This window comes from Virgibacillus sp. Bac330 (assembly GCF_003667845.1).
Taxonomy (GTDB): Bacteria; Bacillota; Bacilli; order Bacillales; family Amphibacillaceae; genus Virgibacillus; species Virgibacillus chiguensis.
Genome location: NZ_CP033048.1, coordinates 3,614,069 through 3,628,566, shown reverse-complemented (window position 1 = coordinate 3,628,566; position 14,498 = coordinate 3,614,069). Strand labels below are relative to the sequence as shown.

Sequence of the window (14,498 nt, the reverse complement as noted above, 5' to 3'; positions counted from 1 at the left end):
AAGAATTGCCATTGATTGTAAAATTATGGGTCTAACCTAGAAGTTACAGGTGGTTATAGCAGCGGAGAAACAAAGCTAATTTAAAAAAGAGCTTTAAATCCTTTGTCCAAGAGGATTTAAAGCTCTCTAATACCTTTATTTAAGGTGTCCATTGTTTATTTCGATATAAGTTGCTGTAGAATTAGCATTACTAGAGGTTTTCCTCAATGAGAGTCTCTAGTTTCTCTGGCAAATCATCCACATCATCAAATCCATAGCGTAGTACAACGTTGCTTTCATCTAAATCAAAATTTTCTGCGAGCGGATAATCATCGTTTCTCATTTTCCGATCAACTTCGATAACAGCTACAACCTCTGATTCGTAGACAAAAAATAAAGCTTCTAGTTCATCAAGTTTCCGTTTATATTTCCCTTCCTCTGGCTTAAATTCAAATTCTTGAACTATCGGAAACTCCTTTCTTAATCCAAAGAAAAGGGGGGTGAACTCACATTCTACTTCTTTTAATTCCAAACCTAAGCTGTCTGCGGCATCAAGAAAAGCGTCAACTAATGGATGCGGATCAACGTGGATGTGGTCTTTATCTCTTGGATCAAGCGCTTTTTTAATATCCATGCCTGTTTCCAACCAAACCCTTGTTTTTCCTAAAGTTGCTGGTGTACGTACAGGTAGTTGGAAGCTAAAAGGGATCGACTTCTTTTCGCCTTCTTGAATAACAAATTCGTCTGTAAGCTTAAAGCGTCCTAATACATGCCGCACATTATCATCTTCATGATCCCCTATTTCTGACGTATAATTTGTTGCAACGGTTACATAAACTTGGTCAATTCGCTGTTCCGAATTGCCTCCTTCTATGTCTAAAACACCTTCCACCGTCCCCCCGGGTTTGAAGTCTTCTGTGTCTACTTTAGCGTCAACTTGTGCAGAGCCGATGCCAATAGAATGAAACAATTTTTTAAACATATGTATGCTCCTCTCTGTTCTTTTGTAGAATAAGACATATGGCTTGTCGCCATCAAGACTTGGCGATAAGTCGATATTATATTAAAAACACTGGATTTTTTATCCTTTCCTACAGTATAAATGAAAAAACGGTATATTTATAGGAAAGTTTACAAATTTGCGTTTTAAATTTATTTCCGTCAAGAAAAATGAGATGCTAATCATATCGACTGTTGCAAGAATTGATTACTTTAAGAATTTGGAGTTTTTAATTACGTCTTTGGTAAAATCTCTAGATAGTGGTATACCTCTTAAGGTTTTGATAGCTGGTGATCCAAAAGATAAGGGAGAGAGAAGAGTAGCATTAATAAATTTAATACCTGAACACTTAAAACAACATTTTCTTATCATTCAAACTTTGCCACAAAATGAATTGTACAGTTTGTTTAAATTAGTCCGTAATAAAGCAACTTTTTTGTGTACTTCTAGATATGAAACTCTAGGAATAACGCCATTAGAAGCTGCTATGATGGGTGTTTATACAATTACTCCTAATTCTAGCTTAGTAGAAGCCTCGATGTATTTTTCTGATGAGGATAAATTTGATTACACGCCAAGCCAATTAGAAAGTATTTTAAGAAGAATCTATAAGGAAAAACGATATGTCCGTCATTTACAAGCTGATTATCTGAAAAAGATATTTTCAAATGAAAATTTTGTGGAATCACTGCTAAGTTCATTCCAATTAATTGAACAAAGATTTACTACGAAGCAAGAACTGATCAATTAATAAATAAAGTATAAAAGTTTGATGGAAAATTCACATAGGTCAGAACGCAAAACCATAGAAGGTTCCCTAAAAGCAAAGTTTTCTTATTGGAATTTTTTCAACCGCTCGATGTGTAATGTAATGTAGCCAAGTTCTTCCTCGGGTAATTCAATTCCATAGTTTGCGGCTACTTTTTTCGCTACGTTCATCGCACTACGATAAGAGCGTTTGAATTTCTTTTTAATCATCGCGAGCATCTCTTCATCTAATGAGTGGGCTTCATAATGATGGACTCGATTTAAAGCAAAACGTAAATGCGTCATTAACCGTTCAAATGCGAGGCTGTTTTCGTTAAAGGTAATATTTAAGTTGTGTTGAATGCTATCAACCATATCTTTGACAATTGCCGTTTGTTTTACTGTTTCATGTAAATCACCTCCTTGAATCTTCATTGTGTGGACATGGAGTGCTATAAATGCGGCTTCATCCATTGGTAGCTCCATTTGCAACTTCTCTTTTACATGGTTAATGGCCCAAATTCCAATATTAAATTCTTCCCGATACATCATCTTGATTTCTTGCAATAGTTTATTTTGTAAGTATATTCCCTCTCTCGTACGTTCAATGGCAAAAGAAAGATGATCTGTTAAAGCTAACAAAATATGCTCATTTAGACTTGTTCCTAATTGTTGTTCAGCATAAGCGATAATTTCTTCAGAGATAAGTAGATGTTCTTCCGGTATACGCATAATTAATTCTTGTAATTTTTCATTTTCTTTAAGAACAAACAGTTTTTCAATCTTGGCTGGATTAACAATATCTTTCTTTTGTTTATTAAAAGCGACCCCAGCGCCAATTGCTATTTTCTCTTGATTGCCATCTGTTACTATTACAGCATTATTATTAAGTATTTTCATGATTTTCACCGGAAGACATCTCCTTTAAAAAACAAGTCATTTTTCTTACACTAATTTTCCCCATACAGGAACATAGAGAGCGAAAATAAACTGTAGAATCTAAGCGCTATGTTTTGTATGTTAGGAAGTAACCGTTATTAGAGCGGTTTCTTGTGCTATACTTTTCGTTTCATCTGTATAGCTAAGCTGTTTACTTCCATCCGTATTATTTGTAATGATAATAGGTGTCACTGTGCTGGATGCATGTTCTTTAATATAAGCTAAATCAATATCCATTAGCAGATCGCCTAGTTTTACTGTATCATCTGCTTGAACTTTAACATCAAATCCTTTTCCTTTCAGTGCTACAGTTTCTAAACCGACATGGATTAAAATTTCAGTACCATCGTCGGCAACAAGGCCAATGGCGTGCTTTGTATCTGGAATTTGTACCACTTTTCCATTTATTGGAGAGACAAGTTTGCCATCGCTTGGCATGATAGCGATACCTTCCCCCATCATTTTTTGACTAAAGACAGGATCGGGAACTTCTTCGAGTGGAAGAATATCACCATTTAATGGGGCATAAATAATTTGTTCTTTAGATTTTTTAAACAGTTTTTTTAACATAAGCTTAACTCCTCTTCTATAAGTTGTTATGGTGCAAGGTTGCATCTATAGTAAAAAGTATAAAACGTTTCGCAAAAAATTGGAAACAGGGTTCACGTATTATGTTAACTGAATCACAAAGCAAGTCATTTTCGAATGCACGATACGTTATATTATTCGTAAAAAAGACATGGCAGTATAAAGAGCCCTGAATGGTAGGTTACTCTATCATACCACCATGCCTAATCGTGTTAGTAACATGTGATCCGAATGTTTATTTGATAACGCAATCATATCACTAAATGCGATAAATATCAACTTTCTTTAGATATACTTTCAACTTCTTATAAAACCTTACATTCGAAAGAACAAATCTTCCTACGAATGTAAGGTTAGGTTATTGTGAGCTATTATTGTCCAGCTACATCGCGTTTTGTAAATATAATCCAGGACATTGCTAAGAAGACGACGTAATAAATAGCTAACATCGTAATGGAAAATTCTAAGGTCAGTCCTTTCACCATAGGTGTCCTACCGTCCGCAAATTGACTTAAATCGAGATTAGCAAACAGAATGTATTTGGCCCATTCTTTCTCTGCTAGGAAACCAATAAATGTGTTTCCACCCATCATTAAGAAAATGGAAATACCGATTGCTAGAGAGCTGTTACGAAATACAGCTGAAATCATAAACGCTAGAGTTGTCATCATGATAAGTGGCACTAATTGATACCCATATTGCGTGAAAGTCTCTTCTAATAGTGACACAGAAGTAAATCCATTTGCTGTTTGTTTAACAATTTCAGGGTTCATATCTCCAACACCAAAGAAGATAGCCCCAACAATCCAAGATGTAATAAATAAAAAGATGGTTGTATATAAGCCAAATAAGAGTGTTGCTAAATACTTGGATAATAATATTCCGCTTCTACTAATAGGGCGAATGAGTAGTAATTTAATTGAACCCCAGCGGAATTCATTGGCGATAATGCCACCTGCTACAATAATAGTTAATAAACTAACTAACATCATTAATCCTGCATTTTCCGTTACAAAATTCCATGCACCATAAGGAGCGGGCTGTATATCGTTTTCTAAATAATAATTGTTTTTGGCAATTGTTTCTGGGTTTATAGATGCTGCATATTCATCTTTTTCCATTTCTTTTTGCAGATCTTTGTTTTCTTCTTGAAGCACTTCACGCCAGTCGTCACCTTGGTAATCCTCATTTAAATCAGAGAATTTATCGGTTAAAAAAGCACCAGCAATGATAATTGCAAATAATATAATATACATAATCCAAGTTGATTTTCGAATATATATTTTTGCTTGTTCATTTTGGATTAATTTAAATAGTCTACTCAATGGTGTTCTCTCCAATCAGTTCAAAGAATTGGTCCTCTAAGGTTCCATTTACAACATTCGCCTCATAAATGGAGCAGTTGTTTTCTACTAAGCTTTTAATAACTGCTGGCATTTGCTCTTTTTTACAATGAAAAGATAGTATTCCATCTTGTTCTACTACTTGCAAAGCGAATTCTTCTTGAATGAATTGTTTTGCTTTCGTAATTGGTGTAACCGTTAATTGGTGAACGAGATTATCATTATCTTGAGCGCCTACTTGTTGTAAAGTAACCATTTCGCCATTTTTAATTACGCCAATGCGGTCACACATTTGTTCAATTTCGGAAAGTAAGTGACTAGATACAATAACAGCTACATTTTCTTCTTGGGCAAGATGGCGAATATGCGCACGCATTTCTCTAATTCCAGCAGGGTCTAAGCCATTTGTCGGTTCATCTAAAATTAAAATAGACGGCTTGTGTAAGAGAGCTTGCGCAATTCCAAGACGTTGGCGCATTCCCAAAGAATACTTACCAACCTTTTCTTTGATTGCTTTTTCCATGCCCATTAACTTAACTACTTCAAGCATACGTTCTTCCGTTACACCTGGCATCATACGTGCATAGTGTTTTAAATTTTGCCACCCTGTCATAAATGGATACATTTCTGGGTTTTCAACGATAGCACCGACTTCACGTACAGCTTGTTTAAAATCTTTTTTTATACTATGTCCTTGAATGAGTACATCGCCTTCAGATATATTAATCAACCCAACCATCATACGAATGGTCGTTGTTTTTCCAGCTCCGTTTGGTCCAATAAATCCAAATACTTCACCTCGATTTATTGAAAAAGATAGGCCCTTAATGATGTCTTTGTTGCCAATTGATTTTTTCAGATTGACTAACTCCATTGCTGCTACAGTCATTTCTTTTTAACCTCCGTTAATTCATGTATAATAGAAAAACTTAGCCTGTGTTACCAAGTCTTTATGGCGAAAGGAATTGTTTTTCCTATATTTTCAAACAAGTTATTGCTTTTTACTTGTTACGTTTGTCCATTTTTTAGCGATAAAAACAATCATCATAATTGCTAAACCTGCGAAAAATACAAAAGGGGTCATCATCAATTTCTTCATCTGCTTATCATCCTTTCAGAAGAATGTCGTATCAACTAGTGAGTAAGCTAATAGTACCATAAGTACCAGGGAATTTTTACATGTTTTTTCTTACATCTACCTTTCATTATTGTCATGTAAACGGTTCATTTGTTTGTGACCCGTAGATTTATCCAAAAAAAGAGGGATAGAACGGATAGTGTACACAATATCTACTTTTAAAAAATAAGGAAGGGGAAGCCCATGGGGCATCCCCGTCGTTTTACATGTACTATAGGAAAGCATAAAGTTGTCAGGTTTATAAGATAAAAAAACTACAACCTTCGCTATAAGATTGGCGACAAGCCAATAAAAAATTATTGACCTGCAACATCGCGTTTCTTAAATACGATCCATGAAGTTACTATGAAAATAACATAATAGACGATTAAAACGATAAGGGAAAAGCCCAGTGTCATACCTTCTGCAAAAGGGGTGTTTCCAGCAGTGTATTGTCTTAGATTTGTGTTGGCAAATAAAATGTATTTTACCCAATCTTTATCTGCAAACATCTGTACAAATGAAGAACCGCCCATCAATAAAAACAATGAAACCCCAATAGCTAATGAACTATTACGAAATACAGTTGAAATCATAAATGCTAACGTAGTCATCATAAGCAAATCAACTAGTGGAAAGCTATAATTCGTCAAAATATCCTTGAACAGTGGGACTGATCTAAACCCATCTGTCGCATCTTTAACGATAGTAGCGTCCACTTCACTAATTCCAAAAAAGATTGCTCCAGTGATCCAGGCCGTAATAAAGAGAAATAGAAGTGTATATATTGCAAATAACAGGACGGCTACATATTTAGAAAACAAAATCTTACTTCTTTCAATGGGGCGAATAAGTAGTAGTTTAATCGTTCCCCAGCGGAATTCGTTGGCAACGATGCCTCCAGCGACAATGATGGATAATAATCCGACAACTATGATTATCTCTGATGTTTCTCCTGTAAAGTTCCAAGCATCGTAAGCAGCTGGCTGAATATCATGTTCTAAATAATAATTGTTTTTTTCAATGATGTAAGAATGATACTCTGTTTTAAACTTATCTTTTTTCATTTCCTGTTCTAAGTTTTGATTTTCTTCTTGCAAGACTTGTTGCCAGTTGTCAACTTGGTATTCTTTGTTTGGAACACCATAATAATTTATACTAAATGCGAAAGTGAAAATTAACCCCGCTAAGATAAGATACATAAGCCAGGTTGATTTTTTTGTAAATATTTTTAGTTGTTCATTATGAATAAGTTTTAACATGCTACTCAATGGTATTCTCTCCAATCAGTTCAAAGAATTGATCCTCTAATGAATCATGTGCTGTTGTAAGTTCATAGATAGCGCAATGGTTTTCAACCAGCTTGCTAATGATGTTTGGAACGAATTCTTTTTGGCAATGAAATGATAGACGCCCATCCAATGCTGTCGCCTCTAATTGAAGATGTTCATGTAATATTTGTTTTGCTCGGTTCATAGGAGTTACTTGCAAATGATGGAGCGGATTATCATTTTCTGTTTCTCCAACTTGTTGAAGCGTTATAAGCTCTCCATTTTTAATAATTCCAATGCGATCACACATTTGTTCAATTTCGGAAAGTAAATGACTGGAAATAATAATTGCGACGTTTTGTTCTTTAGCTAAATGGCGAATATGGTCACGCATTTCGCGGATTCCAGCAGGGTCTAAACCGTTCGTAGGTTCATCCAGTATTAAAACGGATGGTTTATGTAAGAGAGCTTGAGCGATCCCTAAACGTTGGCGCATTCCTAATGAATACTTCCCTACTTTTTCGTGAATCGCTTTTTCAAGCCCCATTAATGCGACGACTTCTTGCATACGTTCTTTTGTTACTCCTGACATCATACGGGCATAATGCTTTACGTTTTGCCATCCACTCATGAATGGGTACATTTCTGGATTTTCCACAATAGCTCCAACTTCTTGAATCGCTTCTTTGAAACTTGTTTTGGAGCTTTTCTCTTGAATGAGTACGTCACCTTCTGTGATGCTAATTAAACCGACAATCATACGTATTGTTGTCGTTTTCCCAGCGCCATTTGGTCCAATGAAACCAAACACTTCTCCAGGTTCAATCGATAAGGAAAGATCTTTAATAATTTCCTTTTTGCCGATTGTTTTTTTCAAATGAACTAATTCTAATGCTGCGCTTGTCATTATGTTACCTCCATAGTTGTTAGGTTGTGCAAATAAGATTCTTATGTTGCCGTTTTTGTTTTGGAAATAGTGAGTACTATCGCCGATAAGCATGCTGCAACGATACCAGATGTAATAAGCGCTTTTTTCATAGTTTCACCTCCTTGGCTTACATATTTCTAGCGTAAGACTTTTTGACTGTCTACAGCGGTGGAAAAATTTACTAAGTTATTTAGCCACGTTCGGCTCCAGCGCCCAGCAACTAGGCGACTTCACTTCATTGACCTACGCGAAGTCATCATTGGTTCGTACTAAATAGGAAGGCCGACTAAAGACGGGCTTGCCGGAGGGCGCCAGCATACTCCTGTTGCAGGAGCATGATCCTAAAACTTTCGTTGGTTCGTTCCAGTCGTTACGTTGCTGAACGGGGGCCCCGAGCCTTTGTTCCTTCATCATTCACGACTAGGAGCTATAGTTATGATTGTATACTTGTTACACATAGGAAGTAACAGGCTAAAGAAATAATATGGAGTACGACTTCAGGCGTATTTATGCCTAAACAATTTGTTGTTTGTCTAAAATAAGGAATTAAAAAACTTGGCGACAAGCCAAGTTTTATGGCGAAAGCCTTTGTTTTTCTTCTACTATTGAAAAAGCTTGCAGGAAAACAAATCGTGTTTTCTGCAAGCTTGAACAAATTACGCTTGTTTATAAAGCGAATCGTCAATCAGTGGATTTTTTTCATTTCCCACTAATAGGTAGTACATATCTAAGGGGCAGCTTCAAAGGGGGGGTTAAATGATTGTGATGTATAAGGCAACCCTTTGTTTACCAGACAGTTCGTGAATGCTTTTTACCAAAGTTCCTCAGACTGTGAGCAATGAAAAATTGGGCGGTGTAATACGTAATCATAACGAATATATGTTCATTGTTAATTGGCGAAACAAACATGTTCCATGCCAAAATAGAGTCAGAAATAACGAATAGAATACTGCCAATACTAGCAAAAACATTTCCTGACATAATGGCAAACCATGCCATGCTAGCGATCGCCGTCATGTAAATGATTACAGGTATTACGAGGTAGGTGTCTTCTGAGCGAGCCACGGCCTGAACGAAGTCACTTCCAATAATCCAAGCATAAACCCCTATAGGAATAATAGAGGCAGCGCGCCAAATGGAAAATTTCCATTGATAGATAAAGCCAGATAGATAGAATAAGTGTCCAATCAAAAAGGATGTGAGACCAACGATGAACCAGTGTATGGTTCCGTCCCCAATAGAGCAAAAAAATAGACCAATAAGAATGAGCCAATGTGATTTGGTTTTCTGCTTAGGCAGGGAGTAAAAAGCATAAAAAATAATGAGTGCCATTGGGATTAACTTGAAAAACAGTTTGAAAACAAGAGGTTCCTCCGGGATGATAAAAATATATAAAACACCCATTACTAGAATAAGGATAGGTAAACGATTTATTTGCATCAAAATCACCTTCTTTCAAATTAAGATAGCTTTCAATGTAGATCGAGTATGATTCGTTTCATATGCAGGCTGATTAGCTTATTGTCTATGCAGTATAAGTTGTATGGGAAGCATCTAAACTTGCTTATGATTCTATCATACAACAGAATTTTAGTGGAGCAAATGAAATGAAAGGATATGTCATATATATTGCGTATAGACTGGTGTAAGGTTGCGATGCGATCAAAATTTATTAAAAAGCTTTCCTTTTGAGCGTAGGAATAAAAGAGGGAAATAACCACCTAAAGAGTTAACGTATAAACCAAGCTTTTCTAATGATAAAACAGTGAAACCACGGGCATTTTTCCGTTTGGTTTCACTGTTCATGTTATTGAAGCTCTCTTTTAACGAAGCTTTTTAACAGTGATAGCTTGGTTTACCTTTGTATGTTTACAATCTGCAAATGCTTCGCCATCTACTAATCCTAGTTTGATAGCAGCTTCTAGCTTATCGGTATCTGGTCGTTTTTCTATAATAATAAAATCAGCTAACTGCATATCCTCTAATTTACTTACGGTACAAACTCGTTCGTATTGTGTTGAAGTACGAATTTGCCGTTGCGCTAAATAGTCCCCTCGCTTCATTTCTCCCTTTTGATTTTCTCCAACAGAAGCATCAAGAGCTTGATGGAAATACTTTTTCAACTCTTTCATCTCATACTCTATTTCCTTTTTTTCCTGTTGAAGCACATAATAACGTCTGATTTCCTCTTCTGTAATTCCCATTGAATCTTGCATACCAACAGCTCCCTTATTAAAGAGTAATTTAAAATGGACATACGGTTTATGCTAAAACGAATAAGTTGAGCCTGTTCCCTCGCAGTAGGAGTTTATTACTTATATCTATGAGCTTGCTCGTGCAAATATGTATTTTTGCAGGTTCATCATAACGCCACTTGTAAACGATTTAAAATTCATATATAATGCAACTAAATCGGTTTAGTAAATCGATTTAGTTTAAAAGGAGAGGTGCTTTATGAAAAAAGTAACTATTACCGATGTAGCTACTTATGCAGGTGTTTCAAAAAGCACTGTGTCGCAATTCTTGAATCAACGTTTTGATTATATGAGTGTAGAAACGAAAGAGCGTGTAGACGCTGCCATTAAAGAATTAGGATATCAACCTAATATTATTGCTCGGAGTTTAAAGCAGAGATCTACGAAAACAATTGGTGTAATTGTTGCAAATATATTACATGATTTTTCTACGCGTGTTATTAGAGCGATTGAAGATTACTGTCATACAGAAGATTACCACGTCATTGTTTGTAATGCGGATGATAACTCAGAAAAAGAAAAGCGGTATATTGACATGCTTCGAGCTAAACAAGTGGACGGCATTATTTTATTTCCGACTAGTAAAAATAAGACGTTCTACCAAGATTTAATGAAAGATGAGTACCCGTTCGTATTTATAGATCGTCTCGTTCCAGGTGTTGAAGCAGATGCGGTTTTACTAAACAATCATCAGGCTGCTCAATTAGCTGTGGATCAATTTGTTGCTAATGGTTATCAAAAAATAGCTGTTCTGGCACCACCACTGTTTGATCCGATAACGCCTCGATTAGAGCGAATAGAAGGGTATCAACATAGCCTTGAAAAGAACCATATTCGTCCAAATCCTTTATATACAATTAACAGTGCATTGGAAAAAGTGGAAGAACAAATGAAAAAACTGCTCTTGTTGTCCGATCCGCCTGAAGCAATACTTGCTTTAAACGATCGCCTGCTGTATCAATTGTTGCAATATGTAAAAGATCAGCAAATTCAAGTGCCCCAGCAATTAGCCATTATTGGCATTGATGATGTCACATTTGCTTCGCTCTACACGCCCTCATTAACTACGGTTGCACAGCCAGCATTTGATATGGGAAAGAAGGCTGCGGAGTTACTATTTAAACAATTTGATCATGGAGCAAGCAAAAAACAGGTGTATCGCTTTGCTCCTGAAATCATAATCAGAGAATCTTGTGAGAGGAAGGGGAATGAAATATAGCAATGAGAAAAACACTAGATACGATTGTCATGGAGGTAAGTAAAGTAATACAAGCAGTTGATTCAGATGAGGTAGTTGCGTTAGCAGAACAATTGAAACGAGCAAATTCCATTTTTGTAGCCGGTACGGGTCGATCAGGGTTGATTGGCAAAGCCTTTGCCATTCGTATGATGCACAGTGGATATTCTGTTTATGTCGTTGGAGAAACAATTACACCAAACATGGAAGCGGATGATGTGTTGTTAATCATTTCTGGCTCAGGAAACACAGGAACATTAGCATACTTTGCAGAAAAAGCTACTGCCATTGGCGCTACTATAGCATTAGTAACAACAAATAAGCAATCTGTCATTGCCCAATACAGTAATTGTGTCGTAGAAATTCCTGCTGCCACCAAAAAGCGATTACAGAATGAGCCTGCTACAATCCAACCATTAGGAAGCCAATTTGATCAATCAGCACATGTAGTGTTAGATGCTGTTATTGCTCATGTGCTTCAACAAGAGCAATGGAATAAGTCAAACCAAGTGTTATCCCAGAAACACGCAAATTTAGAATGAGAATAGGAGTGTTCTTTCATGAAGCCGATAGATATTATTAAAGCGACAAAAGTAGTAGCCGTAATCAGAAAAGCGGATGAAGAAAATATGGTTCCTATATTAAAAGCGCTATCAGCAGGGGGTGTGAAGGCTGTTGAAATTACAGCGGAAACACCAAATGTTGCAAACATTATTGCGGTAGCAAAGGAAGCAATGGGTGAGGAAAGTTGTATTGGTGCTGGTACGGTTCTAGATTCAGAAACAGCTAGAGCAGTTATGCTAGCAGGAGCAGATTTTATCGTCTCTCCATCGTTGAGTATAGAAACGCTTAAGCTCACCAACCGTTACGGTATGCTATATATTCCAGGAGTGTTAACGCCTACCGAAATCGTAACTGCTTATGAGTATGGAGCAAGTATGGTGAAAATTTTCCCTGCATCAACAGTTGGGCCTTCCTATTTGAAAAATATGTTAGGGCCACTTCCATATGTGGAGGCAATGGTTACAGGAGGGATAACGTTAGAGAATATGAATGATTATATACAGCAAGGTGCGAAAGCTGTAGGTATTGGCAGTAACTTAGTGAATGTTACCAAGTTAAAAACAGATGCTGATTATGAGAAATTAGAGGAAGAAGCGAGATCGTATATTCGAGCCATAGTTTAAAGTTTTGTTTAAATAGATAAAGGTATGCAATAAAAACAATACTTTAAAGGAGTGTCTGCACATGACTCATCATAATAGAGATAAACAGGTAGTGGCACATGCAGCTCTTTCATATGTGCAATCTGGTATGGCGTTAGGGCTTGGAACGGGTTCAACGATTCATTACTTTTTAGAAGAACTAAAAAGATGTGTGCGTGAAGGGTTGCATATTCAGGGTATTCCGACATCCAAACAGACAGAAAAGCTAGCCGAAGCATATGGAATTCCATTAACTGATTTTTCAAAGGTGACAAAAATAGATGTAGCTATTGATGGTGCGGATGAAGTCGATCCTGACTTTCAATTAATGAAAGGTGGCGGAGGTTCTTTAGTTCGAGAAAAAATTGTCGCTGAAGCAGCGGATAAACGAATAATCATTGTTGACAATACAAAAAGTGTGGACAAATTAGGCAGATTCCCTCTACCTGTTGAAGTGGTGCCATTTGGTTGGCAAAAAACAGCGTCTTATTTAGAGCGTTTTGGTTGTACGCCTGTATTACGAAAAGTGAACCAACAGCCATTTGTATCTGATAATGGAAATTATATTCTAGATTGTGCTTTCGGCTCCATAGAGCACCCTAAGACATTACATGGACAATTAAAACAGTTGGTTGGGGTGGTGGAGACGGGTTTATTTATTGATATGACCGATATAGTTTTAACGGCTAATAACGGCGTCGTTGAAAGACAGATAAAGTGATAGCTGTTGTACAAACTTTTTTTTACACTAGTATAAGAAAAACTACAGCTTCCGCCATCTTGTTTTTCTAATGTCATTTCCATGTAACGCACTTTTTGTACAACTTCTAAAACGAACGAAAGATGTGGGAAACATGTTGAAAAAATAGGACAACTAGACATGGAGGGAAAAGATGTGCTCGATATTATTACATTAGGAGAAGCAATGATTGTTTTTAACCCGGGAAGTACAGGGCCATTACAATTTGTTCATACATTTGAAAAGAGAGTTGGCGGTGCAGAGTTGAACCTTGCTATTGGCTGCTCGCGATTGGGGATGAAGACTGGGTATATAAGCAGGCTAGGTAACGATGAATTCGGGCGTTACATACATCACTTTATTCGTGGAGAGGGGATAGATACATCCCAATTGAAGCTTGTTGATGGTTACCCTACGTCCTTAAATTTTAACGAGAGAATGGAAGACGGCAATGTACGTACATTTTACTATCGTAATCAATCACCAATGAAAACATTAACGGTGGCTGATTTAGATGAGAACTATTTTAAACATGCGAAAGTGCTTCACTTAACAGGTATTTACCCAGCTATTGAGGACAGTAATATTCCAGTAATGGAAAAAGCAATTGAACTGGCAAAAAAGCATGATGTAAAAGTATCGTTTGATCCCAACATTCGGCTTCGTATGTGGACAAAGGAAAAGGCACGCGTTGTTCTTGAGAAAATCTTGCCAAAAGTAGATATTTTACTAACTGGTGATGATGAAATGGAAATCATTATGGGAGAAAAAAACCCACAAAAAATTATACATCAAGCAAGAGAGTTAGGAATTTCATTTGTCGCGGTAAAGCTAGGCGAAAAAGGATCTGTTGGTTATTATCAAGGTAAAACCGTCGAAGCAGCACCTGTAAAAGCTTCGAAAGTTGTAGATACAGTTGGCGCCGGTGATGGTTTTAATGCCGGTGTACTTTACGGACTTTCGCAGAATTGGGATTTAAACAAAATGATGCAAGTGGCGAATACGGTCGGCTCCATGGTAGTTCGTGTTGTAGGTGACAATGAAGGGCTGCCATATTATGAACAAGTGCAGCAATGTCTTGGTGAAATAGAACGAATTGAAAGGTAAAAGGAAGGGAGACTTGTGGTACTTTTAGCGTAAAAGAATAAAG

The 14,498-nt window shown here is 36.7% G+C and carries 15 protein-coding genes; 6 read left to right on the top strand and 9 right to left on the bottom strand.

All coding sequences use genetic code 11. From position 1 onward, the window contains the following. Nucleotides 1–190 precede the first annotated feature (190 nt). Nucleotides 191–961 (bottom strand): sporulation protein, encoded by a 771-nt coding sequence (locus D9780_RS16855; RefSeq protein WP_121640893.1) that lies wholly within the window; start codon nt 959–961, stop codon nt 191–193. Nucleotides 962–1,118: 157 nt separating this feature from the next. On the opposite strand from D9780_RS16855, the gene D9780_RS16850 reads away from it, so the two are divergent. Next, a complete protein-coding gene (locus D9780_RS16850; RefSeq protein ID WP_121640892.1) occupies nt 1,119–1,730 on the top strand; it encodes a glycosyltransferase in 612 nt (203 codons plus the stop codon). A gap of 83 nt (nt 1,731–1,813) precedes the next feature. Here D9780_RS16850 and D9780_RS16845 read toward each other — a convergent pair whose 3' ends face one another. From D9780_RS16845 to D9780_RS16810, 8 genes are all read right to left on the bottom strand, one after another. Then, the gene (locus tag D9780_RS16845) at nt 1,814–2,626 is read right to left on the bottom strand and encodes a PRD domain-containing protein (protein ID WP_121641534.1); all 813 of its coding nucleotides are present in this window, start codon (nt 2,624–2,626) and stop codon (nt 1,814–1,816) included. 120 nt (nt 2,627–2,746) lie between these two features. Further along, nucleotides 2,747–3,235 carry a PTS sugar transporter subunit IIA gene (locus D9780_RS16840; RefSeq protein WP_121640891.1) on the bottom strand — a complete coding sequence of 163 codons (489 nt, stop codon included), beginning with the start codon at nt 3,233–3,235 and terminating at the stop codon, nt 2,747–2,749. A 389-nt stretch (nt 3,236–3,624) separates the two neighbouring features. After that, nucleotides 3,625–4,578, bottom strand: coding sequence for an ABC transporter permease (locus D9780_RS16835; protein WP_121640890.1), 954 nt, complete (start codon nt 4,576–4,578; stop codon nt 3,625–3,627). Further along, entirely contained in the window at nt 4,571–5,485 is a 915-nt protein-coding gene (locus D9780_RS16830; RefSeq protein ID WP_121640889.1) for an ABC transporter ATP-binding protein, read from the bottom strand. The genes D9780_RS16835 and D9780_RS16830 overlap by 8 nt, the downstream gene beginning before the upstream one ends. Before the next feature lie 545 nt (nt 5,486–6,030). Then, nucleotides 6,031–6,975, bottom strand: a complete 945-nt coding sequence (locus D9780_RS16825) for an ABC transporter permease (RefSeq protein ID WP_371413752.1) — start codon at nt 6,973–6,975, stop codon at nt 6,031–6,033. 1 nt (nt 6,976) lies between these two features. After that, entirely contained in the window at nt 6,977–7,891 is a 915-nt protein-coding gene (locus D9780_RS16820; protein ID WP_121640887.1) for an ABC transporter ATP-binding protein, read from the bottom strand. A gap of 807 nt (nt 7,892–8,698) precedes the next feature. Continuing rightward, complete coding sequence (locus D9780_RS16815; RefSeq protein ID WP_073007941.1) at nt 8,699–9,352, bottom strand: lysoplasmalogenase; 654 nt, start codon at nt 9,350–9,352, stop codon at nt 8,699–8,701. 383 nt (nt 9,353–9,735) lie between these two features. Then, on the bottom strand, nt 9,736–10,128 hold the full coding sequence (locus tag D9780_RS16810) for a hypothetical protein (protein WP_073007939.1): 393 nt from the start codon (nt 10,126–10,128) through the stop codon (nt 9,736–9,738). 238 nt (nt 10,129–10,366) lie between these two features. Here D9780_RS16810 and D9780_RS16805 point away from each other — a divergent pair, with 238 nt between their 5' ends. From D9780_RS16805 to D9780_RS16785, 5 genes are all read left to right on the top strand, one after another. Continuing rightward, nucleotides 10,367–11,386 carry a LacI family DNA-binding transcriptional regulator gene (locus D9780_RS16805; RefSeq protein WP_116277896.1) on the top strand — a complete coding sequence of 340 codons (1,020 nt, stop codon included), beginning with the start codon at nt 10,367–10,369 and terminating at the stop codon, nt 11,384–11,386. Between the two features lie 2 nt (nt 11,387–11,388). Beyond that, on the top strand, nt 11,389–11,946 hold the full coding sequence (hxlB, locus tag D9780_RS16800) for a 6-phospho-3-hexuloisomerase (RefSeq protein ID WP_121640886.1): 558 nt from the start codon (nt 11,389–11,391) through the stop codon (nt 11,944–11,946). Nucleotides 11,947–11,964: 18 nt separating this feature from the next. Beyond that, nucleotides 11,965–12,591: a bifunctional 4-hydroxy-2-oxoglutarate aldolase/2-dehydro-3-deoxy-phosphogluconate aldolase gene (locus tag D9780_RS16795; protein WP_121640885.1), complete on the top strand. Its 627-nt coding sequence runs from the start codon at nt 11,965–11,967 to the stop codon at nt 12,589–12,591. 61 nt (nt 12,592–12,652) lie between these two features. Next, on the top strand, nt 12,653–13,330 hold the full coding sequence (gene rpiA, locus D9780_RS16790) for a ribose-5-phosphate isomerase RpiA (protein ID WP_121640884.1): 678 nt from the start codon (nt 12,653–12,655) through the stop codon (nt 13,328–13,330). A gap of 174 nt (nt 13,331–13,504) precedes the next feature. Next, a complete protein-coding gene (locus D9780_RS16785; protein ID WP_121641533.1) occupies nt 13,505–14,455 on the top strand; it encodes a sugar kinase in 951 nt (316 codons plus the stop codon). Nucleotides 14,456–14,498 lie beyond the last annotated feature (43 nt).